This is a genomic window from Cellulomonas sp. NS3, from assembly GCF_024757985.1.
In the GTDB taxonomy this organism is placed as follows: Bacteria; Actinomycetota; Actinomycetes; order Actinomycetales; family Cellulomonadaceae; genus Cellulomonas_A.
The window spans coordinates 4431288-4452732 of record NZ_CP103289.1 but is presented as its reverse complement, the minus strand read 5'-3'; the positions used below and the strand labels follow the sequence as shown (position 1 = coordinate 4452732).

15 protein-coding genes are annotated in these 21445 nt (G+C 75.0%); 7 read left to right on the top strand and 8 right to left on the bottom strand.

Annotated features, from left to right (window positions below):
* Positions 1 to 17 precede the first annotated feature (17 nt).
* Together NXY84_RS20130 and NXY84_RS20125 are read right to left on the bottom strand one after the other, a co-directional pair.
* Positions 18 to 1325, bottom strand: a complete 1308-nt coding sequence (locus NXY84_RS20130; protein ID WP_258724797.1) for an extracellular solute-binding protein — start codon at positions 1323 to 1325, stop codon at positions 18 to 20.
* Between the two features lie 154 nt (positions 1326 to 1479).
* Positions 1480 to 2565, bottom strand: coding sequence for an ROK family transcriptional regulator (locus tag NXY84_RS20125; RefSeq protein WP_396126407.1), 1086 nt, complete (start codon positions 2563 to 2565; stop codon positions 1480 to 1482).
* 114 nt (positions 2566 to 2679) lie between these two features.
* On the opposite strand from NXY84_RS20125, the gene NXY84_RS20120 reads away from it, so the two are divergent.
* The 3 genes from NXY84_RS20120 (at position 2680) to NXY84_RS20110 (ending at position 5994) form a co-directional block, all read left to right on the top strand.
* The gene (locus NXY84_RS20120; protein WP_258724795.1) at positions 2680 to 3927 is read left to right on the top strand and encodes an N-acetylglucosamine-6-phosphate deacetylase; all 1248 of its coding nucleotides are present in this window, start codon (positions 2680 to 2682) and stop codon (positions 3925 to 3927) included.
* 34 nt (positions 3928 to 3961) lie between these two features.
* A complete protein-coding gene (locus NXY84_RS20115) occupies positions 3962 to 5455 on the top strand; it encodes a beta-N-acetylhexosaminidase (protein ID WP_258724794.1) in 1494 nt (497 codons plus the stop codon).
* A gap of 92 nt (positions 5456 to 5547) precedes the next feature.
* Positions 5548 to 5994 carry a hypothetical protein gene (locus tag NXY84_RS20110; protein ID WP_258724793.1) on the top strand — a complete coding sequence of 149 codons (447 nt, stop codon included), beginning with the start codon at positions 5548 to 5550 and terminating at the stop codon, positions 5992 to 5994.
* A gap of 239 nt (positions 5995 to 6233) precedes the next feature.
* Here the strand turns inward: NXY84_RS20110 and NXY84_RS20105 are convergent, their stop codons facing one another.
* Together NXY84_RS20105 and NXY84_RS20100 are read right to left on the bottom strand one after the other, a co-directional pair.
* Entirely contained in the window at positions 6234 to 6569 is a 336-nt protein-coding gene (locus NXY84_RS20105; RefSeq protein ID WP_258724792.1) for a hypothetical protein, read from the bottom strand.
* A 39-nt stretch (positions 6570 to 6608) separates the two neighbouring features.
* Entirely contained in the window at positions 6609 to 7133 is a 525-nt protein-coding gene (locus tag NXY84_RS20100; protein ID WP_258724791.1) for a gluconokinase, read from the bottom strand.
* 184 nt (positions 7134 to 7317) lie between these two features.
* On the opposite strand from NXY84_RS20100, the gene NXY84_RS20095 reads away from it, so the two are divergent.
* Positions 7318 to 8022: a FadR/GntR family transcriptional regulator gene (locus NXY84_RS20095; protein WP_258724790.1), complete on the top strand. Its 705-nt coding sequence runs from the start codon at positions 7318 to 7320 to the stop codon at positions 8020 to 8022.
* A 21-nt stretch (positions 8023 to 8043) separates the two neighbouring features.
* On the opposite strand, the gene NXY84_RS20090 is transcribed toward NXY84_RS20095, so the two are convergent.
* The 3 genes from NXY84_RS20090 to NXY84_RS20080 form a co-directional block, all read right to left on the bottom strand.
* A complete protein-coding gene (locus NXY84_RS20090; protein WP_258724789.1) occupies positions 8044 to 9054 on the bottom strand; it encodes a phosphotransferase family protein in 1011 nt (336 codons plus the stop codon).
* Positions 9055 to 9133: 79 nt separating this feature from the next.
* Positions 9134 to 14065 carry a beta strand repeat-containing protein gene (locus NXY84_RS20085; RefSeq protein ID WP_258724788.1) on the bottom strand — a complete coding sequence of 1644 codons (4932 nt, stop codon included), beginning with the start codon at positions 14063 to 14065 and terminating at the stop codon, positions 9134 to 9136.
* A gap of 331 nt (positions 14066 to 14396) precedes the next feature.
* A complete protein-coding gene (locus NXY84_RS20080; RefSeq protein ID WP_258724787.1) occupies positions 14397 to 15641 on the bottom strand; it encodes an MFS transporter in 1245 nt (414 codons plus the stop codon).
* A gap of 187 nt (positions 15642 to 15828) precedes the next feature.
* On the opposite strand from NXY84_RS20080, the gene NXY84_RS20075 reads away from it, so the two are divergent.
* Together NXY84_RS20075 and NXY84_RS20070 are read left to right on the top strand one after the other, a co-directional pair.
* Positions 15829 to 17268 (top strand): hypothetical protein, encoded by a 1440-nt coding sequence (locus NXY84_RS20075; RefSeq protein WP_258724786.1) that lies wholly within the window; start codon positions 15829 to 15831, stop codon positions 17266 to 17268.
* A 142-nt stretch (positions 17269 to 17410) separates the two neighbouring features.
* Positions 17411 to 19051 (top strand): benzoate/H(+) symporter BenE family transporter, encoded by a 1641-nt coding sequence (locus NXY84_RS20070; RefSeq protein ID WP_258724785.1) that lies wholly within the window; start codon positions 17411 to 17413, stop codon positions 19049 to 19051.
* A gap of 129 nt (positions 19052 to 19180) precedes the next feature.
* On the opposite strand, the gene pgm is transcribed toward NXY84_RS20070, so the two are convergent.
* On the bottom strand, positions 19181 to 20881 hold the full coding sequence (pgm, locus tag NXY84_RS20065; protein ID WP_258724784.1) for a phosphoglucomutase (alpha-D-glucose-1,6-bisphosphate-dependent): 1701 nt from the start codon (positions 20879 to 20881) through the stop codon (positions 19181 to 19183).
* 140 nt (positions 20882 to 21021) lie between these two features.
* On the opposite strand from pgm, the gene NXY84_RS20060 reads away from it, so the two are divergent.
* Entirely contained in the window at positions 21022 to 21387 is a 366-nt protein-coding gene (locus NXY84_RS20060; protein WP_258724783.1) for an HPF/RaiA family ribosome-associated protein, read from the top strand.
* Positions 21388 to 21445: the final 58 nt, after the last annotated feature.

Sequence of the window (21445 nt, the reverse complement as noted above, 5' to 3'; positions counted from 1 at the left end):
GGGGAGTCCTCGCCGGGTCAGTTGAGCGTGTCGGCCAGGAGCTGGTCGGCCTCGGCGGCGGCGGTCTTGAGGTCCGCACCGCTCGCGACCTGCTGGAAGAAGTCCTCCAGGATCCGCGCGCCCTCGACGTCGGCCCACTTCTCGGCGGCCGGGGTGAGCTTGGCGCCCAGTGCGGCGTCGAGCGCGGCCGAGGCGTACACGTCGTCACCGAGCGACGAGGCGTACTCCGAGTTGCCCGGGATGAGCCCGTTGGCGCCGAGCATGACCTGGAACTCCTCGCTGAAGATGATCTTCAGCAGGCTCTGCGCGAGCTCCTGGTTCTCGGACTTCGCGGGGATCGCGAGGTTCGAGCCACCGGCGAAGACCGTCGCGGGCGTGCCCGCCTCGGTGCCGGGGAGCGCGAAGACGCCGGTCTTCTCCTCGTTGCACTTCTGCTGCTCGGTGCGCAGCGCCTTGGCCTCCTCGGACTCGTCCTCGGGGTCGACGGCCTTGTTGCACTCGGGCAGGTCGATGCTCCAACGCGCCCACGTCGGCGCCGAGAACATCGCGGCCTCGCCGTTGTTGAACGGGACCCACGGCTCGTTGGAGTCGGCGTCCTTGGGCGCGCTCGTCCCCGTCTGGAACAGCGTCTGGACCTCGGCGAGGGCCTCCTGCGACTCGGGGCTCGACAGCGCGCCGGCCCACTCGTCGCCGTCCTTGACCGCGAGCTCGCCACCGTGCGTGTAGATCCAGGCGGTGCCGTTGTACCAGTCCTGCCCGGGGAACCAGAAGCCCGAGAAGTTCGGCGTCCCGGCCGGGTTGGCGGCCTGGAGCTTGACCGCGGCGTCGTTGAACTCGGCGAGCGTCGTGGGCACGGACACCCCGGCCGCCGCGAACAGGTCCTTGCGGTAGAACACCGCGCGGGCGCCCGAGTAGTAGGGGAGCGCGTAGACGGTGTCGTCGACCTTGCCCGCGTCGACGAAGCCCTGGAGCAGCTTCTCGCCGCCGACCTCCTCGTAGAGGTCGCTCACGTCGCTGAACGCACCCGCGTAGGCGAACGTCGGCGTCTGGGTGTTGCCGATCTCGACGACGTCGGGGGTCTGGTCGGCCGAGGTCAGGGCCGTCTGGAGGCGGGGGACGAGCCCGTTCCAGTCCTGCTCCTCGATCACGAGCGTCGAGCCGGGGTTCTCCTCGGCGAACGTCGTGATCAGGTACTCGCGCAGCTCGTCGGACGTGTCCGTCCCGTTGAGCCACAGGCGGATCTCGGTGCCGCCGTCGGGGCTGGCGTCGGTCTCGGCGTCGTCGCCGGCGCCGGAGCTGCACGCGGCGAGCGCGAGCAGTCCCACGGTCGCGAACGCTGCACTACGTAGAATCCTCACGGTGGGGGTTCCTTCCCATGTCGTGTCACGGCGGTGCGGGTCATTGGCGTGGCCGCACCGTCTTGCCGGTTGCTCTCGCTGGTCGGTAGCTCTCGACTGCAGGGCGGGCAGCTCGGGTTCGTCAGCTGAACCCGAGCTGTCCCGACAGCACGAGGACGGCGGCCCCGAGGAGGGTGCCGTCCTCGCCTAGCGGGGTCATCCGCAGCTGGAGGTCGCTGCTGATGACCGGGATGGTGCGCTCCTGCAGGGTCGCCAGCGCGCAGTCGCGCAGAGGGCCGTCCAGGAGCTCGGGGGGGCCGCTGAGAACCACCTCGGAGAGGTTCAGCGCACTCACGACCGGTGCGAGGGCGATGCCCAGGCGCCGGCCGACCGACGCCAGGGCGGCGTCGGTGGCTTCGGGGTCGAGGTCCGCGACGCGGCGGCGCAGGGCCGGCACCGACAGCACGGTCTCGAGGCAGCCCCGGCGTCCGCACGCGCAGTGCGCGGCGCGGCCGAGGGGCGCGGTGTCGTGGTCGTCGCGGTCGTCGACGACGGTGACGTGGCCGAGCTCGCCGGCGGCGTGCCGGTGGCCCTGGACGAGCGCGCCGTCGAGCACGATGCCCGCGCCGACGCCCTGGCCGACGGTGAGGACGAGCAGGCCCTCGCCCGACGCGCCGCCGTACGTGAACTCGCCGAGCACCGCGGCGTTGGCGTCGTTCGCGACGTGCACGGGCAGGCCGAGCCCGGCGCTGAGCGTCGCGGCGAGCGGCACGTCGAACCACTCGCGGTTGGGCGCCTGGAGCACGACGCCCTCGTCGTCGACGACGCCGGGGGAGCCGACGCCGACGCCGAGCACGGGGCAGGTCGCGGTCGCGGCGAGCTCGCGGGCGAAGGCGAGCAGCGCGTCGACCGCGGCGGGTCCGGTGCGCCCGTCGACCGGGGCGGAGCGGCGCTCGACGAGCGTCCCGGACAGGTCGAGGACGGCGCCGTGCATGTGCTCGTCGTCGGTGAGGTCGAGCGCGACGATCTGGAAGGCCTCGGTGCGCAGCCCCACGAGGATCGCGGGCTTGCCGACCTTGGCCTCGGGGCTCAGCCCGAGCTCCTCGACGAGGTTCTCCGCCATGAGCGAGGCGATGAGGTCGGAGACGGTGACGCGCGTGAGGCCGGTCGCCCGGGCCAGGTCGGCCCGCGAACCGGGGCCCTCGTGGAAGAGGTGCTGCAGCAGCATGGCCCGGTTGTGGGCGCGTCCGTGCTCCGGGAGGACCTTGTCCGTCGGGCGGAGGGTGCGCGTCGTCACATTTGTTAGTAGACCTTCCTAACAAGGGTGTGTCAAGATCTTCGAGTGGCCGAGATCACATCGAGACCTGCGCTTCACACGACCGTCATCCGCGGCCGGGTCGTCACCCCGGAGCAGGTCCTCGACGACGCGCTCGTGGTGGTCGGGGACCAGCACATCATGTGGGTCGGGCCGGTGTCTGCAGCCGCTGCCGGGCTCGACGTCCCCCCGGCCGACGAGCGCCCCCGCACGCTGCTCCCGGGGCTCGTCGACCTGCACTGCCACGGCGGCGGCGGCGCGAGCTTCCCCGACGCCACCACGCCCGACGAGGCGCGCACCGCCGTCCGCGAGCACCTGCGCCACGGCACCACGACGCTCGTCGCGTCCCTCGTGACCGCCGCCGAGGCGACGCTCCTCGAGCGCACCGCGACGCTCGCGGTCCTCGCCGACGCCGGGGAGATCGCCGGGATCCACCTCGAGGGGCCGTTCCTGTCGAGCGCCCGCTGCGGCGCGCAGGACCCCGCGCTCGTGCTCGACGGGCGCTCGCGCCTCGTCCGGGAGGTCGCGCGCGTCGCCCGCGGGCACCTGCTCACGATGACCGTCGCGCCCGAGGTCCCCGGCGTGCTCGGGGAGGGCGGCGTCGTCGAGACGCTCGCCGAGGTCGGCGCCGTCCCCTCGATCGGGCACACCGACGCGCCGGCCGAGGTCGCAACCGAGGGCGTCGCGCAGGCCGTCCGCGCGCTCGCGACCGTCGCGAGCCGCTCCGGCCGGCCCACCGTCACCCACCTGTTCAACGGCATGCGCCCGCTGCACCACCGCGACCCCGGCCCCGTCGCCGCGTGCCTCGCCGCCGCCGCGCGCGGGGACGCCGTCGTCGAGCTCGTCGCCGACGGCACGCACCTCGCCGGCGCGACCGTCGCCGCGGTGTTCGACCTCGTCGGGCCCGGTGCGATCGCGCTCGTCACCGACGCGATGTCCGCCGCGGGGATGCCCGACGGCTCCTACCGGCTCGGCACGCTCCACGTCGACGTGGCGGACAGCGTCGCCCGGCTCGCCGAGGGCGGGGCGATCGCCGGCGGGACCGCGCACCTCGTCGACGTCGTGCGCGCCACCGTCGCCGCCGGGGTGCCGCTGGTCGACGCGGTGCACGCCGCTGCCACGACGCCCGCCACGGTGCTCGGCCGGCGCGACGTCGGGGCGCTCGAGGCCGGGCGCCGCGCGGACGTGCTCGTGGTCGACGACGACCTCCTGCCGGTGCGCGTGCTGCGCGCGGGCGCGTGGGTCGACGCGGACGCCGACGCCGCGCGCCCCTGAGCCGAGCACGCCCCCCGACCGAGGAGAACGCCGGATGACCGACCTGCCCCTGGTGCCCGCCCCGCTGAGCGCGACGACGACGGGCGGCCCGGGCTACGTCCTCGGCCCCCGCACGCGCGTCGTCGCCGGCGCCCTGCCCGACGTCGCCTCCACGGTCGCGCACCGCCTCTCGCGGCTCGCCGGCTTCGCGGTCCCCGTGACCGCGAACGGCGCCGACGAGCCGGACACCGTCGTCCTGCGGCTCGTCGACGACGCGGCGGCGCTGGGGCTGCCGGACGCCGGGCTCTCGCCCGAGCGTGCCGTCGGCGCCTACCGGGTCGAGGTCACCGAGCGCCGGGTCACGCTGAGCGCGCTCGCGGTCGACGGCCTGCTGCACGCCGCGACGGTGCTCGAGCAGCTCGCCGCGCCGGGCCCCGACGCCGGGCCCGGCGCCGTGCGGCTCCCCGCGGTCGTCGTCGTGGACGCCCCGCGCTTCGGCTGGCGCGGGCTGAGCGTCGACGTCGCCCGGCACTTCTTCGGTCCCGAGGTGCTGCGCACGGTCGTCGACGTCATGGCGAGCCTGCGCCTCAACGTGCTGCACCTGCACCTGACCGACGACCAGGGCTGGCGCCTCGACGTGCCCTCGCGCCCGCAGCTCGTGGACGTCTCGAGCAAGACCGCGGTCGGCGACGACCCGGGCGGCTACTACTCGGTCGACGACCTCGCGGAGCTCACCGCCTACGCGCGCGCCCGCGGCATCACCGTCGTCCCCGAGATCGACCTGCCCGGGCACGTCAACGCGGCGCTGCACGCGCTCGGCGAGCTCACCCCGTCCGGGGAGCCGACCGACCCGTACACCGGCATCGAGGTCGGCTTCAGCCGCCTGCACGCCGACCTTCCCACGACCGAGCCGTTCCTGCGCGACGTGCTCACCGACGTCGCCGCGATGACCCCCGGCCCGTACGTCCACGTCGGCGGCGACGAGGTGCACACGATGGAGCGCGCCGAGTACGCGCGGCTCGTCGAGACCGCCGCACGCATCGTCGAGGGCGCGGGCAAGACGGTCGTGGGCTGGCAAGAGGTCGCGAAGGCGACGCTGACGCCCGGGACGGTCGTGCAGCTGTGGGACGAGCGCGACGGTGCGGAGCTCGTGCGCCCGGCGGTCGAGGCGGGCGCCCTGCTGCTCCTGTCGCCCGCGAGCAAGGTGTACCTCGACCTGAAGTACGACGCGAGCACGCCGATCGGCCTCGAGTGGGCCGGCCACGTCGAGCTGCGCGACTCCTACGACTGGGACCCGCTCGCGGTCGTCCCGGGCGTCCCGGAGAGCAGCGTCGTCGGGGTGGAGGCCGCGATCTGGACGGAGACCGTCCGCACGCCCGAGGACCTGTTCTTCCTGCTCCTGCCGAGGCTCGCGGCGGTCGCCGAGGTGGCGTGGACGCAAGGAGACCGGCGGTCGTGGGAGGGCTTCGGCGTGCGGGTCCGGCACCTCGCCCGGTCCTGGGACCGCGCGGGCCTCCGCTGGTACCGCTCGCCGCAGATCCCGTGGTGAGGGCGCCGTCCCGAGAGGCGGAACCGGACACTCCTCCCTAGGCTCGGCTCCTCGGGAGACGTCCGCTCCCCCCAGCAGACGGAGGACCGCACATGAAGAACAAGGCAGTGTTCCTTGTCGGCGCAGGTGTCGGGTACGTGCTCGGCACGCGCGCCGGCCGCCAGCAGTTCGAGGTCATCAAGGCCAAGGCGAACCACCTCTGGAACGACCCGCGCGTGCAGTCCAAGGTGAGCACGATCGAGTCGCAGGCGACCCAGTTCGCCAAGGAGCAGGGCTCGACGCTCGTGGACAAGGCGGCGACCGCCGTCAAGGGTGCCGTCGCGAGCACGGGCCTCACCGGGTCCAAGGGCAACGACACGTCCACGGGCACCGGCACGTCCAAGGACGACGTCACCTACTCCGCCGACTCGCCCTCGGGCACGCAGTGGGCGGGTGACGTGTCGGGCACGGTCGGGACGAGCGGCGACATCCAGTCGAGCGACGACTTCACGACGCCCGACTCCCGCGGCTCGCACGACGAGCCGACGCGCGGGTACTGACGCACCACCGCCGCCCACGCGGCCCGACGAGGCGCCCGGTCACGTGACCGGGCGCCTCGTCGTCTGCCCGGGCATCGCGGCCGTGACCGGCGCAGCCGCCCCGCGGCGCACCCACGGGCGCGACGGCGCGAGGATCGCCCGAGCCGCGAGCCGGGCGACGGCGGGGACGTCCCGCGCGCGGACGGGCCGCATGCCGGGGGGTGGCGGACGGCGCGGCCACGGTCCCACGGCCGTGGAGGCTACCGGCCGGCGCCGGCGCCCTCGTCGCCGCAGCGCCACCACGCCTCCGAGCCGTCCACGTGGAGCAGGTACTCCCGGACGTCCCGCCCGTCGGGACGGCTGAGCCGGGTCGCGGCCCGGACGCGGTCGCGGGCCGCCTCCCACTCGGCGGTGACGTCGCCGTCGATCGCGTCCGCGAGCCGTGCCTCCTCCGCGAGGAGCGGGGCGACGGCGTCGAAGCCCGGGGCCGGCTCGACGCGGGCGCGCAGCCAGGGGAAGTCCGCCTCGGTCACGTGCAGCGAGGCGACGACGCGGTCGCCGTGGTGCAGGTGCCAGACCTGGTCGTGCGGACCCATGCGGTCAGGGTAGGTCGGCGGTCCCGCGAGGGCTCGGCGTCAGGTGCGTGCGGGCGCGTCGAGCCCCAGCCCGCGCAGGGCGGTGTCGGCGACCTCGTCGGGCGGGACGTCGACGGCGATGCTCACGCCGTCCTCGTGCTCGGCGAGCGGCTCGAGCGTGCTGAGCTGCGAGGGCAGCAGCGACGGGGGCATGAAGTGCCCGCTGCGGTGCTCGAGGCGGCCGCCGATGACCTCGGGGGCGGCGGCGAGGTGCACGAACCGCACGCGGCCCTCGGCCTCGCGGAGCACGTCCCGGTAGGCGACCTTGAGCGCCGAGCACGTGATGACGGTCGAGCGGCCGGCGGCGGCCTGCTCGCTGAGCCAGTCGCGCATGATCCGCAGCCACGGCCAGCGGTCCTCGTCGGTGAGCGGGGTCCCGGCAGCCATCTTCGCGACGTTCGCCTCGGGGTGGTGGTCGTCCGCCTCGGCGAACGGCCAGCCCAGGCGGTCCGCGAGGATCCGGGCGACCGTCGTCTTGCCGGACCCGGAGACCCCCATGACCACGAGGTGCTGGATCTCACTCATGCGTGCGTGCTCCTTGACGTCGTCGTCTGCCCTGGCGTCATCCTCGCACCCGCAGCCGGTTCATGAAAGATGATACCAATGTGCGTTGTCGGGCGTGCACGGTACTCTCTCGCCGGGCCGCGAGGGCCCACCGGACCGGGATCTTCTCCCGGCCGGCACCGTGCGAAGGGGCAGGTGATCGGGCGTGGGCGCCGAGGTGCTGCACAGCTCGGTGCTCGACGCCCTGGGCCGGGAGATCACCGGCGGCGTCATCCAGCCCGGCGCGATCATCACGCTCGACCGGATCCAGCGACGGTTCGGCGTCTCCCGCACGGTCGCGCGCGAGACCATGCGCCTCCTGGAGTCCATGCAGCTCGTCACGTCCAAGCGGCGCGTCGGGCTCGTCGTCCGGCCCGTCGTCGAGTGGGACGTCTTCGACCCGCGCGTCATCCGCTGGCGCCTGCAGGGCAGCGAGCGGGAGGCCCAGCTGCGCTCGCTGACGGAGCTGCGCGCCGCCGTCGAGCCGCTCGCCGCCGGCGCCGCGGCGCGCTACGCGACCGACCGGGACCGGGAGCGGATCGTCGACCTCGCGGCCCGGATGCGCGCGCACGGCGAGGACGGCGCCCGCGAGGTGTTCCTCGACCTCGACGTCGAGTTCCACGGGCTGCTGCTGCGCGCGAGCCGCAACGAGATGTTCGCCGCGCTGACCGGCGTCGTGACCGAGGTGCTCGCGGGGCGGACCCGGCACGGGCTCATGCCGGACATCGTCCGCCCCGAGGCGCTCGAGGCCCACGAGGCGGTCGCGCGCGCGGTGCACGACGGCGACCCGGCCGAGGCGGAGCGCGCCATGACCGCGATCATGGCCGAGGTCCGCGACGCCCTCAGCGTGCTCGACGACCTGCCGGGCTGACCCGGCGGCGGGGACGCCCGCTCAAGCCCGCGCGAGCAGCACGTCGAGCGCCTCGCGCACGAGCCGCTCCGCGGTCGCCCGGTGCGGCACGAGCCAGTCGCCCGTGTAGGCGCGCGGCGCGATCTCGACGAGCAGAACGAGGCTCAGGTACAGCCGGTAGAGCTGCAGCCGCGTCCGCCCCGCGGCGGTGTCGAGCGCGAACGCGCCCCCGGCCGAGGCGTATCCCGCGAGCAGCGTCGGCGGCGCCGTCCGCGCCCCCATCTGGTCGGCACCGACGAGCTCGTAGAGCGGGTCGCCCCACAGCGAGCGCTCGGTGTCGATGACCCCGACGAGCTCCCCGGTCCCGGGCTCGACGAACAGGTTGCCGGCCCACAGGTCGCCGTGGACGAGCACCGGGGTCGTGACCTCGGCGAGCGCGTCGGTGTGCCGGGCCAGCGCGGCGCGGACCTCCGCGTCGGGCACCGGCGTCCTCCAGCGGGCCGCGTCGTCGAGCAGCGCGCCGAGCATGAGGCCGAACGCCTCGGGCCACGTCGGCGCCGTCAGCCCCGACCCCGGACCGACGTACCCGAAGCGGTCCCCGGTCACCGTGTGCAGCCGTGCCATGAACGCCCCGAGCTCGTGGTCGACGCGCGCGCCCACGGCGGCCGACGGCGCGGCGACGTCGACGAGCGGGACCCCGTCGAGGTGGCTGACGACGACGACGTCGCTCGGCAGCACCGTCCGGGAGAAGTCCGTGAGGAGCACGCGCGGCATGAGCAGGTCGGGCCGGTCCGCGGCGAGGGTGTAGACCTCGGCCTCGGTCCGGATCAGGTCGTGCTCGTAGCGCAGCAGCCGGTCGGTCCCGGTCGGCGCGGTCTTCACGACCACGCGGGTGCCGTCGGTCAGCGTGACGCGGTACGTCGTCGCGAACGTGCCCCCGGTGAGGAGCGCCACGTGGGCGGGCGCGCCGAGCGGGGCGAGCACGCGGCCGAGGTCACGGAGGGTCTGCGGGGGGACGGCGTCGTCGCGCACGTCCGCGGTCTCGTCGAGCACCCGCCGACCCTAGCGACTGCCGCCCGACGGCGAGGGACCCGGACCGTGGTGGTCCGGGGCCCTCGCCGTGCTCGTCGTGCTACGCGTGCCGTCCGCGGCGCCGGCGGCGGGTGAGCCCGACGAGGACACCGCCCGCCGCGAGCAGCAGGGACGCGAGCGTCGCGAGCAGCCCCGGCTCGGCGCCGGTCGTGGGCAGCGCACCCGAGGCCGTGCCGCCCGGCGTCGTGACCGGCGCGGGTGCGGTCGGGACCGGGGCCACCGGGGCGACGGGCGCCGGGGCGGACGGGACCGTCCCCGCCACGTCCAGCGTGATCGTGCCGGTCGACGTGCCCCCCTGGCCGTCGCTGAGCGTGTACGTGAAGCTCACGGTGCCGGCGTACCCGGGCTCCGGGATGTAGACCACCTCGTCGCCGACGATCGTCACCGTCCCGTGCGTCGGCTGCGTCACCGCGACGAGCGTCAGCGTGCCGCCGTCGGGGTCGGTGTCGTTGCCGAGGACGTCGAGCCGGAGCGGCTCGTCGCCACGGACGGTCGCCGTGTCCGGGTTCGCCGTCGGGGCTGCCGCGCTGACGGTCACGGTGACCGTCGCGCTCCGGCGCACGGTGCCGTCGGTGACCTCGTAGGTGAACGTCACCGGCCCGCTGAACCCGGCCGGCGGCGCGTAGGTGACGACGTCGCCGACCACCGTGACGGAGCCGCGCGTCGTGCCGCCCGCGTCGACGGGCGCCGTGACGCTGCCGGGCACGAGCACCAGGGTGTCGCCGTCCGGGTCGGTGTCGTTCGCCACGGGGCGGACCTCGACGGCCGTGCCGTAGGGCGTCGCCGTGGAGTCGTCGGCCGCGACCGGCGCCGCGTTGTCGACCGCGACGGTCAGCGTCCCGGTGTCGGTGCCGCCCGCGCCGTCGGAGACGGTGTAGCTCACGGTGACGGTCCCGGCGAACCCGCGGGCCGGGGTGACCGTCAGCGTGCCGTCCGGGTTCACCACGGCGGTCGCGCCGTTGTCCGCGGTGGCGCCCGTGACCCGCAGGGTCTGCGTGGTGCCGGGGATGTTGGGGTCGGTGTCGCCCGTGAGCACGTCGACGGTGACCGGGGTCCCGGCGCGCGTCGTGGCGGTGTCGTCGTCCGCGACCGGGGCCGCGTTGTCGACCGTGACGGTCACGGTGCCGGTGTCGGTGCCGCCCGCGCCGTCGGAGACGGTGTAGACGGCGGTGACGGTCCCGGCAAAACCGGGGGCCGGCGTGACCGTGACGGTGCCGTCCGGGTTCACCACCGCGGTCGCGCCGTTGTCCGCGGTCGCGCCCGTGACCCGCAGGGTCTGGGTGGTGCCGGGGAGGTCGGGGTCGGTGTCGCCCGTGAGCACGTCGACCGTCACCGGGGTGCCGGTCGGGGTCGTGGCGGTCTCGTCGTCGGCCACCGGGGCCGCGTTGGTGACCGTGACCGTGACGGTCGCGGTGTCCGCGAGCGCGCCGTCGCCGGCCGTGTAGGTGAACGTGTCCGTCCCCGCGAACCCGGGCGCGGGCGTGTAGCGCACCCGGCCGTCCGTCAGCACCACGACGGTGCCGTGCGCCGGCTGCGTCACCGCGGTGACCGTGAGCGCGGTGCCGTTGGCGTCGGTGTCGTTCGCGAGCACGTCGAGCTCGAGGACCCCGCCGGCCACGACGGGCGCCGCGTCGTCGACCGCGACGGGTGCCGCGTTGTCGACGGTGACCGTCACGGTCGACGTGGACGTCTTCCCGCCCGGGTCGGTCGCCGTGTAGTCGAACGTCACGGTCCCGCTGAAGCCCGCCGGCGGCGTGTAGCGGACCTGGCCGTCCTCGACCCGCACCGTGCCGCGCGTCGTGCCGCCCGCGTCGACCGGGGTGCCGAGCGAGCCCGGCACGAGCGTCAGGGCGTCGCCGTTGGGGTCGGTGTCGTTGCCGAGCACGTCGACGAGGACGGAGGTGCCCGTCGGGGTGCTGACCGGGCCGTCCGGCGCCGCGGTCGGCGTCGCGTTGTCGACCGTGACGGTCAGGGTGCCCGTGGCGGTGCCCCCGGCACCGTCGGAGACGGTGTAGGTGACGGTGATCGCCCCGGCGAACCGCGCGGCCGGGGTGACGGTCAGCGTGCTGTCCGCGTTCACCACGACGGTCGCGCCGTTGTCCGCGGTCGCGCCCGTGACCCGCAGGGTCTGCGCGGTGCCGGGGATGTTCGGGTCGGTGTCGTTGCCGAGGACCACGACGCCGGTCGCCGGGGTCCCGGTCGCGGTGCCCGTGGCGTCGGGGGAGGTGACGGGGTTCGCGTTCGCGACCGTGACGGTGACCGTCGCGGTGTCGGTGAGGGTCCCGTCGGAGACGGTGTAGGTGAACGTGTCCGTCCCCGCGAAGCCGGTCGCCGGGGTGTACCGGACGTGGCCGCCCGGCAGCACGACCGCCGCGCCGTGCGCGGGCTGCGTGACCGCGGTGACCGCGAGCGCGTCGGCGTTCGGGTCGGTGTCGTCGTCGAGGACCTCGACGTCGACCGCGGCACCCGTCGTCGTCGACGCGGTGTCGTCGACCGCGACCGGGGCGCCGTTCACGGTGACGTGCACGGTCGTCGGTGCGCTCGTCGCGCCCTGGGAGTCGGTCACGCGGTACTGGAAGGAGTCCGGCCCGGTGTACCCGGCGACGGGCGTGTACGTGCCCGTGCCGCCGACGTTCAGCGTGACGGTGCCGTGGCTCGGGGCCGTGACGAGCGCGACCGTGAGGGCGTCGCGGTCGGCGTCCGTGTCGTTCGTGGTCAGCGCGAGCGCGGCGCTGGACCCGGCCGCGACCGTGTACGTGTCGGGGTTCGCCACGGGGGCGTTGTTGGTCACGGTGAGGTTGACGGTCGCCGTGTCCGAGCCGCCGCGCGGGTCCTCGACCACGTACGTGAACGAGTCGAGCCCTCGGAAGCCGGCGGCCGGGGTGTAGCGCACCTCGCCGCCGACGAGGGCGACGGTGCCGCCGCGCGTGCTCGTCGGGCTCACGGACCGCACGGCGAGCGTGTCGCCGTTGGCGTCCGTGTCGTTGCCGAGCACCGCGACCGCGGTCGTGGTGGACGCGGGGACGGTCGCGGCGTCGTCGACCGCGTCGGGTGCCGTGTTGACGACCTCGACCTGCACGACGGCGGTCGCGCGGTTCCCGGCGGTGTCCTGGATCGTGTAGGTGAAGACGTCGCGCCCGGCGAAGTCGTCGCGCGGCGCGTACGTGACCGTGCCGTCGGAGGCGACCGTGAGCTCGCCACCCGAGGCGTCGGTCACCCCGACGACCCCCAGCGCGTCGCCGTCCGGGTCGGTGTCACCGGCCAGCACGTCGACGCCGAGCGTGCGCGCCCCCGGGGCCGGGGTCAGGGTGACGATGTGCGACGAGGCGGTCGGCGGGGCGTTGCCCGCGACGGGGGTCGTGACGACGGGGCTCAGGACCGCGTTCGTGGCCGACGAGGACGACGCCTCGGTCGTGTGCCCGCGGTAGCTCAGCGCGGCCGCGTTCACGAGGCGCTGGCCGTTGGTCGCGTCGGCGCCGACCCGGACCCGGAACGTCACGAGGTGCTGCGCCGTCCCGGTCGACATGGGGATGGCCCCGCCCTGCGCCGGCGTCGCCCCGGCACCGAGGTAGGCGAGGACGTGGCCCTGGCCGAGCGCGCCCGCGGGCACGTACTCCGCGAGGTCGTCGCCCGTGGCGTCGGTCAGCGGCCGGCCGTCGACCGTGATCGACCCGGGGACGTAGGACGTGCCGGTCGGGATGGCGTCGAAGAAGCGGCTGACCGACGCGGTGTCGAGGCCGATGTTCTCCACGGGCACCGTGTAGGTGAGGGTGTCGTCGCGCAGGACCTGCCCGCCGTTGTCGTCGACCACGGTCTTGGTGCCGAGGAGCTTGGGGTCGTACAGCTCGGTCGAGAACGTCACGACGCCCGGGAAGTACTGCTCCTGCGACGTCGTGAGCGAGATGCGCGCGCTCGTGGCGCTGTTCGGCAGGACGCCGTTGGCGCTGAACAGGTCGGCGTCGAAGCCGAGCTGGTTCGCGTACGCCGGGGTGCGCGTCCCCACCTGGGCGCCGCGGTCGCTCACCGTGGAGTTGAAGACGTTGGTGGCAGGGTTCAGCGGGTTCGTGATCGGGGTGCCGTTGAGCGTGAAGGTGTCGCCGGTGAGGCCCATGTCGCCCTCGTAGGACACAGCGCCGACGGTCGTGCGGACGGGGCCGCTCGGTGGCGTGAGGAAGCCGCTGACGGTGAACGTGGGGAGCGGGTCGCCGCTGGCGACGGACGCGAGGCCCGTGAAGACGGTGAGGTTGCGGGCCGGCGCGGACGGGTCGGCGACGGCCACGACGAGCGACCAGCCCGCGTAGTTGTTGTCGACGCCCGCGGCGGACTGCACGTTCGCGAGCGTGTAGCTCCCGCTGCCCGCGGCCGCGACGACGTCGGTGACGTCGAGCCACGACTGGTAGGCGGTGCCCCACTGGTCGGTCGGGGCGACCGCGACGTCGGCCGCGCGGGCCGTCACCGTCCTCACCGTCCCGCCGGGGACGGTGAGGAGCGCCTGCCCGCGCAGCGACGGGTTGTTCCCGACGGCGCTGGTGCCGCGCGTGCGCCCGCCCCAGACCAGCGCCGCGAACAGGACGCCGCCTCCCGCCGGGAGGGTCAGCGTCGCGGACGACGAGTTGAACGTGGCGGCGTTCGCGTCGACGTCGACGTACTGCATCGCGTAGTCGTTGTTGCTGTAGCTGCCGCTCGTCGCCGCACGCGCCGCGGCGCACGAGGCCGCGCCCGTCGCGCCGCTCGTGGTGCTGCACGTCATGAGCGTGTTCGCCGCGACGAGGATCTCCCCGTTGGTGTTCGCGGAGAAGACCGGCGTGAAGTCGCGGATCGGCGCGGCCTGCGCCGGGGAGGCGCCGCCGAGCACGGTCAGCGGCGCGAGCACGAGGCTCATGACGACGACGGCGACCCGGGAGCGCCGCACGAGGCGGCGCTGCGGGGAGGTGGAGGTGCCGGTCAGGGCAGCCCGGAGGCGGACGAACATGGGACATCTCCACTCAGCGCGACGGTCGACATGTGCGTATCGACCGCTTCGCCCCGGGGGCTTGAGCCGCTCGCGGGCTCCCTCGTCCCGGTGACGTCCGTTGCTCCGCCGGCGGCGGGGCGCCGCCGGCGGCGTCGTGACGCGCTGACCTGCACAGATGCCGTACGAGTGGTCGGGAATCGTCCGTCGATGGGCGGTCCGGAGCGGCGGTGTGTGTTGCGTCACAGACAGTCGGCGCGGGGGACGGGTGCACCCGTTCGGCGCAGCCGCGCGCTGTCGTCCGCGCCGGCGGGTGGGGTCCGGGGGGCGGGGCCGGACGGGTGTCGCAGCGTCAGCCCGTGGCGTCCTCGCGCGTGAGCGCGGCGTCCACGTCGGTGCCGAGGTCCGCGGTGCCGGCGCGCAGCGTGCGCAGCGAGACGGCGGTCGCGACGACCATCAGCCCCGCGCCGGCGACGACCACGAGGAACCCGCCGTGCGACCCGCTCGCGTCGATGGCGAGCCCGGCGAGCGACGCCCCGGCGGACACGCCCACCCCGAGCGTCGTCCCGACGATCGTCAGACCCTCCGTGATCCGCTCCCGCGCGACGAAGTGCTGCACGAGCCCGTTGCCGTTGATGATCGTCGGCGCGATCGCGAAGCCCGCGACGAACATGACGACGGCGAGCACCGTCATCGAGGTGACGAGCACGAACAGCGACGCCCCGATGCCGAGCGCGACCATGCCGAGCGCGAACCGCTTCCACAGCGGCATGACCCAGTGCCGCGCGCCGTAGAGCAGCCCCGAGATCAGGGAGCCGGCGGCGAACACCGCGAGCACGACGCCCGCGAGGTCGGGGCGGCCGTTCTCCTCGGCGAACGCGACGGTCGCGACGTCGGTCGCCCCGAAGACGGTGCCCATGCCGACGAACACGATCGCGAGCACGACCATGCCGCCCGAGCGCAGCACCGAGCGCGTGCGCGGCGCGCCGACGACGGGCGGGTTGGGCGGCGGCTCGGTCGCGCGCAGCCCGAGGAACCAGTAGCCGCCGACGAGCATCCCGGCGACCGCGACGACGAGCGCCGCGGTGGGCGTGACGCCGGCCGCGAGGGTCGTGGCGAGCACGGGCCCGACGATGAAGACGAGCTCGTCGGCCGCGGACTCGAGCGAGTACGCCGAGTGCAGCTCGCGCGGCGACCGGACGAGGTGGTTCCAGCGCGCGCGGACGAACGCGCCGAACGAGCCGATCGTGGCCCCCGCGACGATCGCCGTCGCGTACAGCCAGGGCGTCGGGGCGTGCAGGGCGGCGGCCACGGTCAGGCCGACCAGCCCGATCGACGCGACGGCGATCGCCGGGCGCATGACGCGGGCCTGGCCGTGGCCGTCGACGAGCCGCGCGAGACGCGGGGAGCAGAGGGCCTGGGTCAGGACGTAGACGGCCGAGACGCGACCGGCGAGCGCGTACGAGTCGTACAGCGCCTCGACCAGCAGGACGATGCCGATCCCGGCCATCGACATGGGGAGGCGTGCGAGCAGACCCGACGCGGAGAACGCCAGAGCGCCCGGCCGCGACAGGATGTCACGGTAGGGGCGGAGCACCCTCCCAGTGTCGCACCGGGGTCCGACGCCGCCCACCAAGAATCCGACCATGTGGTCGGTGTCACGGCCCGGCTGCCCCGACGTGCGGTGCCGCGCCCGTGAACCCTTTCGCACGCGCCGACCCGGGCCGCGCTGCGCCGGCGGCCCCTACCGTGCTCACCACCTGACACGTGGGGGGAGCTCGACGATGAGACGGACCCGGCTCGGCCTGACCGCCGCCGCGGCGCTCGCCGCCCTGCTGCTGACGCCCGGCCCGGCCTGGGCGGGCGACGTCCAGCGCGAGGAGTTCCGGCGCACGCCGACCGCCCCGTGGCAGGTGCGCGGGTTCGGCGGCGACCCGGTCGTCTCGACCCGCGGCGGCGCGATCACGATCGGCGAGCAGACGCTCGTCATGCTGCTGGAGTACACCGAGCCCGCGGAGTGGACCGGCTCGGCGAACCGGTTGACCGGCTGGGACGTCGAGTTCCGTATGCGGCTGGGCGCCGACGCGACGAAGAGCTGCCTCGACGAGCAGACCGGGACCCCCGCGACGCTCCTGTGGGTGGGTGACCAGACCGACCTCGTGCAGATCGGGTTCGGCGAGGGCGAGCTGTGCCTGCTCTACCCGTACGAGGACCGCGAGGTCGTCCCGCTCAGCACGCACCGCTGGCACCGGTACCACCTCGAGGCCCGCGGCCGGCACCTGCGCCTCACCGTCGACGGCCGCACGGTCCTCGACCGCACGCTGACCGGACGCGGGGCCGGCACCGTCGCCCTGGGCTTCGAGACCCACCAGGGCAGCTCGACCTGGGACTACCTCCGGTACGACACCGCCCCGGGTCACCCCTGCACGCTCCGCGGCACCGACGGCCCGGACGTCCTCACCGGCACCCCCGGCGCGGACGTGGTCTGCGCGGGCGCGGGCGACGACCGGGTGTCCGGGCTCGGCGGCGACGACGTCCTGATCGGCGGCGCGGGCGACGACGTGCTGCTCGGCGGCGACGGCCACGACCTGCTGCAGGGCGGCTGGGGCGCCGACGTGCTCGACGCCGGCGCCGACAGCGGCCGCTCGGAGGGCGGGCAGGGCGACGACCGGTTCGTCACGGGCGCCGCGCCGGACGGCGCGCACCAGCTGCTCGGCGGCCGCGGGTGGGACGTCGCCGACTACAGCGCGCGCACGGGACCCGTCACGGTGAGCCTCGACGGCGTCGGCGGGGACGGGGCGCCCGGCGAGGGCGACGCGGTCGGGGTGCCGGCGCCGTGGAGCGCGTCGCCCGACATCGAGGAGGTCGTCGGCGGGCACGGCGACGACCTGCTGACCGGCGCGCGGTGGGACGAGACGCTCGTCGGTGGGCCCGGCGCGGACCTGCTGCGCGGCGCCGGCGGGAAGGACACGCTGCGCGGCGCCGACGGCGTCGAGGGCAACGACCGGCTCGACGGCGGCGACGGCCACGACACGTGCAGCGCCGACGCGCTCGACACGCTGAGCTCGTGCAACGACCCCGACCCCCGCCCGTCGTTCCCGATGCCGACCCCGTCGCCGTCGGGCTCCCCGTACCCGGTGCCGCCGGGCTCGACGGCGCCGGCCGCACCGGTCGAGCCGCGCGGGTTGCGGCCGACTGTGGCGTCGTCGCCCGACGGGCGGTAGACGTCGGGAGTGGCTGCGCGCGCCGGGGACGGCGGGACCGTCACCGACGGCACTGCCCGCCCCGGCGGCCGCCCCCGGGAGGACGCTGCCCTCATCGCGGACGTCGGGAGCGGCGGTGCGGCCCGCCGGGTTGACTGACGCGATGGCCGCCGCCGAGCCCCCGACGCCCACCACCCCGGGCACCGTCCCCGCGACCCCGGACGCACCGGTCCGCCGCTCGCTCCTGCGCGACACCTCCGTCTCCGCCGTCGTCGCGGGCTTCGTCGCGGTCCTCGTCTCCTACACCGGGCCGTTCCTCATCGTGCTCCAGGCCGCCGACGACGCGGGGCTCAGCGTCGCCGAGACGACGTCGTGGGTCTGGGCGATCTCGTTCGGCAGCGGCCTGACGTGCCTCGTGCTCAGCTGGGTGACGCGGCAGCCGGTGATCACCGCGTGGTCGACCCCCGGCGCGGCGCTGCTCGTGACCACGCTCGGCGGCTACCGGTTCTCGGACGTCGTCGGCGCGTACCTCGTCGCGGGCGTCGTCGCGACCGTGCTCGGCTTCTCGGGGCTGTTCGGCAGGCTCCTCGCGCTCGTCCCCCGGCAGGTGCTCTCGGCGATGCTCGCGGGGGTCCTGCTGCCGTTCGTGCTCACCGCGGCGCTCGCGGTCGGTGCGTCCCCGCTCGTCGCCGGCGGGCTCGTCGCGGCGTTCCTCGTCGGGCGTCGCGTCGCGCCGCGGTACGCCGTGCTGGGTGGGCTCGTCGTCGGGGTGCTCCTCGCGGTCCTCACCGGGGAGCTCGGGAACCCGCACGTGACGCTGCGGATCGACGGCCCGCACCTCACCGTGCCGACGTTCGACCTCGGCGCGGTCGTGGGCGTCGGGCTGCCGCTGCTCGTCGTCACGATGGCCTCGCAGAACGCGCCCGGGCTGACGGTGCTGCGCAACGACGGCTACGACCCGGACGACCGCCTGCTCGTCGGCTCGACCGCGGCCGTGTGGACCGCTCTCGCGCCGTTCGGGGCGCACGGGATCAACCTCGCGGCGATCACCGCGGCCATCTGCACGGGCCGCGAGGCGCACCACGACCGGCGCCGGCGCTACGTCGCGGGCGTCTGGTGCGGCGTGTTCTACCTCGCGCTGAGCCTCGTGAGCAGCGGGCTCGTCGCCCTGTTCGTCGCGATCCCGGGCGACCTCGTCGCAGCGCTCGCGGGGGCGGCGCTGCTGGGGGCGCTGCTCGGCGCGACCAAGGACTCCTTCTCGGGCGACGGCCCGACGTCGGAGGCGGCGCTCCTGACCCTCGCGGTCACCGCCTCGGGCCTCACCGTGCTGACCGTCGCGTCCCCGTTCTGGGGGCTCGTCGCGGGAGGGCTCGCGTACGTGGTGCTGACGCTGGGCCGCCGGGCGCGGGCCGACGGGGACGGACCTCCGGACGTGGGCCGCCAGCCGTGGCGCGCGGCGGCCGCGCGACGCAAGATCGTCCGCATGAGCACCCTGACCCCGGACGACCTGACCTACTCCGACGTCCCGAAGGAGAGCCGCTTCGAGGCGCACACCCCCGAGGGTGCGCGCGTCGGGCTCGTCGGCTACCAGCGCCGCGGCGGCGCGCTCGTGATCACGCACACCGAGGTCGAGGACGCGGCGGCCGGTCACGGCGTCGGCTCGAGCCTCGCCCGGTTCGCGCTCGACCAGGCCCGCAGCGAGGGCGTGCCGGTCGTGCCGCTGTGCCCGTTCGTGCGCGAGTACGTCGAGCGGCACCCCGAGTACGCGGACCTCGTGCAGGAGCCCCCGCACCGCGAGGGCTGACGCACCCGCCCCGCGCGCCGGTCACCACCCGGTCCCCTCGGCGTCACCGGGGCCGGGCACGACGACGCCCCGGCCCCCGCCGTCGGGCGAGGGGGACCGGGGGCGTCGGGGGCGCCGGGCGCGGCCGGCTCAGCCCAGCGCGTCCGACACGACGTCCTTCGCCGCGACCTGCACCTCGGCGAGGTGCTCGGGGCTGCGGAACGACTCGGCGTAGATCTTGTAGACGTTCTCGGTGCCCGACGGGCGCGCGGCGAACCACGCGTTCTCGGTCGTCACCTTGAGCCCGCCGATCGACGCGCCGTTGCCGGGCGCCGCGGTGAGCCGCGCGGTGATGTCCTCGCCCGCGAGCGACGTCGCGGTGACCTGCTCGGGCGACAGCCTGCCGAGCGTGGCCTTCTGCTCGAGCGTCGCGGGCGCGTCGACCCGCGCGTACCAGGACTCCCCGAACTCCCCGACGAGCTCGGCGTGGTGCTGCGACGGGGACTTCCCGGTCGTGGCGATGATCTCGGAGGCGAGCAGAGCGAGGATCAGCCCGTCCTTGTCCGTGGTCCACACCCGGCCGTCGTGGCGCAGGAACGACGCCCCCGCGGACTCCTCGCCGCCGAACCCGACCGACCCGTCGAGCAGACCGGGCACGAACCACTTGAAGCCCACCGGGACCTCGAGCAGGCGGCGGCCGAGCGACGCGGCGACCCGGTCGATCAGCGACGACGAGACGAGCGTCTTGCCGATCGCCGCGTCGGGGTTCCAGCCCGGGCGCGCACCCGAGTACAGGTAGCGGATCGCCACCGCGAGGTAGTGGTTCGGGTTCATCAGCCCGGCGTCCGGCGTCACGATGCCGTGGCGGTCCGCGTCCGCGTCGTTCCCGGTCGCCACGTCGAACGGCGCGGTGCCGGCGTCCGCGGCGGTCATCCGGTTGACCAGCGACGCCATCGCGTACGGCGACGAGCAGTCCATCCGGATCTTGGCGTCCCAGTCGAGCGTCATGAACGCCCACTGCGGGTCGACGCGCGGGTTCACGACCGTGAGGTCGAGCCCGTACCGCTCGCCGATCGCGCCCCAGTACTCGACGGCCGCGCCACCGAGCGGGTCCGCGCCGATCCGCACGCCGGCCGAGCGGATCGCGTCGAGGTCGAGGACGTTCGCGAGGTCGTCGACGTACGCGGCCATGAAGTCGTGCGTGTGCGTCGTGTCGGCCTTGAGCGCCCGCTCGAGGGGCGTGCGCGCGACCTGGCCGACGCCGGTGCGCAGGATCTCGTTGGCGCGCGCCGCGATCCAGCCGGTCGCGTCCGAGTCGGCGGGACCGCCGTGCGGGGGGTTGTACTTGAAGCCCCCGTCGCGCGGCGGGTTGTGCGACGGGGTCACGACGATCCCGTCCGCGAGCCCCGTGCCCTGCGAGCTCCCGCCGTTGCCGGTCCGGACACCCTCCGTGCTCGTCGCGCCGTTGTGCAGCAGGATCGCGTGCGAGACCGCCGGGGTCGGCGTGTAGGAGTCGCGCGCGTCGACGTAGACCTGGACGCCCGCGGCGGCGAGCACCTCGACGGCGCTCTCCAGGGCCGGGCGGGACAGCGCGTGCGTGTCGCGGCCGATGAACAGCGGGCCGTCGGTGCCCTGCGAGCGGCGGTACTCGACGATGGCCGCGGTCGTCGCGACGATGTGCGCCTCGTTGAACGCGCCGTCGAGGCTCGACCCGCGGTGCCCGCTCGTGCCGAACACCACCTGCTGCGCGGGGTCGTCGAGGTCGGGCACGCGGTCGTAGTACGCGGTCAGCAGCGCGTCGACGTCGACGAGGTCGGAGGTCTGGGCCGGGGTTCCTGCGCGGGGATCCATGCCCCGATCCTGCCACCGGGTGAAGTGCCCGGCACAGGGGCGGTCACCGCCCGTCGCGCGGTCCGGCGCCGGGCCGCGGGAGGGCCGTGGTGGACGGGCGTCCGGTTGCGCGCACCCGCCGCTGCCGGTGTCGTGGAGGCATGGACATCCAGTGGCGGAGCAAGCACGGCGAAACCGTGGAGGACAGGGCGCAGGACCGGGTCGAGGAGTCGCTCGAGCAGTCGCTCGCGCGCTTCGGCGACCGGGTCATGACGGTCGAGGTGCACGTGGCGGACGAGGCGTCGGGCAGCTCCGACGGCAACGACCACCGGTGCACGCTCGACGCGCAGGTCACCGGGCACAAGAACCTGTCCGTGACCAACCACGGCTCCTCGGCCGAGGAGGCGTGCATGGGCGCGGTGCAGAAGCTCGTGCACCTGCTGACGAGCCGGCTCGGCAAGGAGGCGGACCGGCGGCACGGCAGCGAGTCGATCCGGCACCTGCCGGTCGAGGAGGGTCTGGTCTGACCGTCGTCCGGTGACGCGCACGGCCGCCGGCGCCCGACCGCCGTGCGGCCGGCCCGGT

Bases quoted from the DNA above. Each gene is read 5' to 3' on its own strand.
- NXY84_RS20125 (WP_396126407.1), bottom strand. From the start codon at position 2,565: ATGCTGCTGCAGCACCTCTTCCACGAGGGCCCCGGTTCGCGGGCCGAC.
- NXY84_RS20115 (WP_258724794.1), top strand. From the start codon at position 3,962: ATGACCGACCTGCCCCTGGTGCCCGCCCCGCTGAGCGCGACGACGACG.
- NXY84_RS20110 (WP_258724793.1), top strand. From the start codon at position 5,548: ATGAAGAACAAGGCAGTGTTCCTTGTCGGCGCAGGTGTCGGGTACGTG.
- NXY84_RS20105 (WP_258724792.1), bottom strand. From the start codon at position 6,569: ATGGGTCCGCACGACCAGGTCTGGCACCTGCACCACGGCGACCGCGTC.
- NXY84_RS20100 (WP_258724791.1), bottom strand. From the start codon at position 7,133: ATGAGTGAGATCCAGCACCTCGTGGTCATGGGGGTCTCCGGGTCCGGC.
- NXY84_RS20085 (WP_258724788.1), bottom strand. From the start codon at position 14,065: ATGTTCGTCCGCCTCCGGGCTGCCCTGACCGGCACCTCCACCTCCCCG.
- NXY84_RS20075 (WP_258724786.1), top strand. From the start codon at position 15,829: ATGAGACGGACCCGGCTCGGCCTGACCGCCGCCGCGGCGCTCGCCGCC.
- NXY84_RS20070 (WP_258724785.1), top strand. From the start codon at position 17,411: ATGGCCGCCGCCGAGCCCCCGACGCCCACCACCCCGGGCACCGTCCCC.
- pgm (WP_258724784.1), bottom strand. From the start codon at position 20,881: ATGGATCCCCGCGCAGGAACCCCGGCCCAGACCTCCGACCTCGTCGAC.
- NXY84_RS20060 (WP_258724783.1), top strand. From the start codon at position 21,022: ATGGACATCCAGTGGCGGAGCAAGCACGGCGAAACCGTGGAGGACAGG.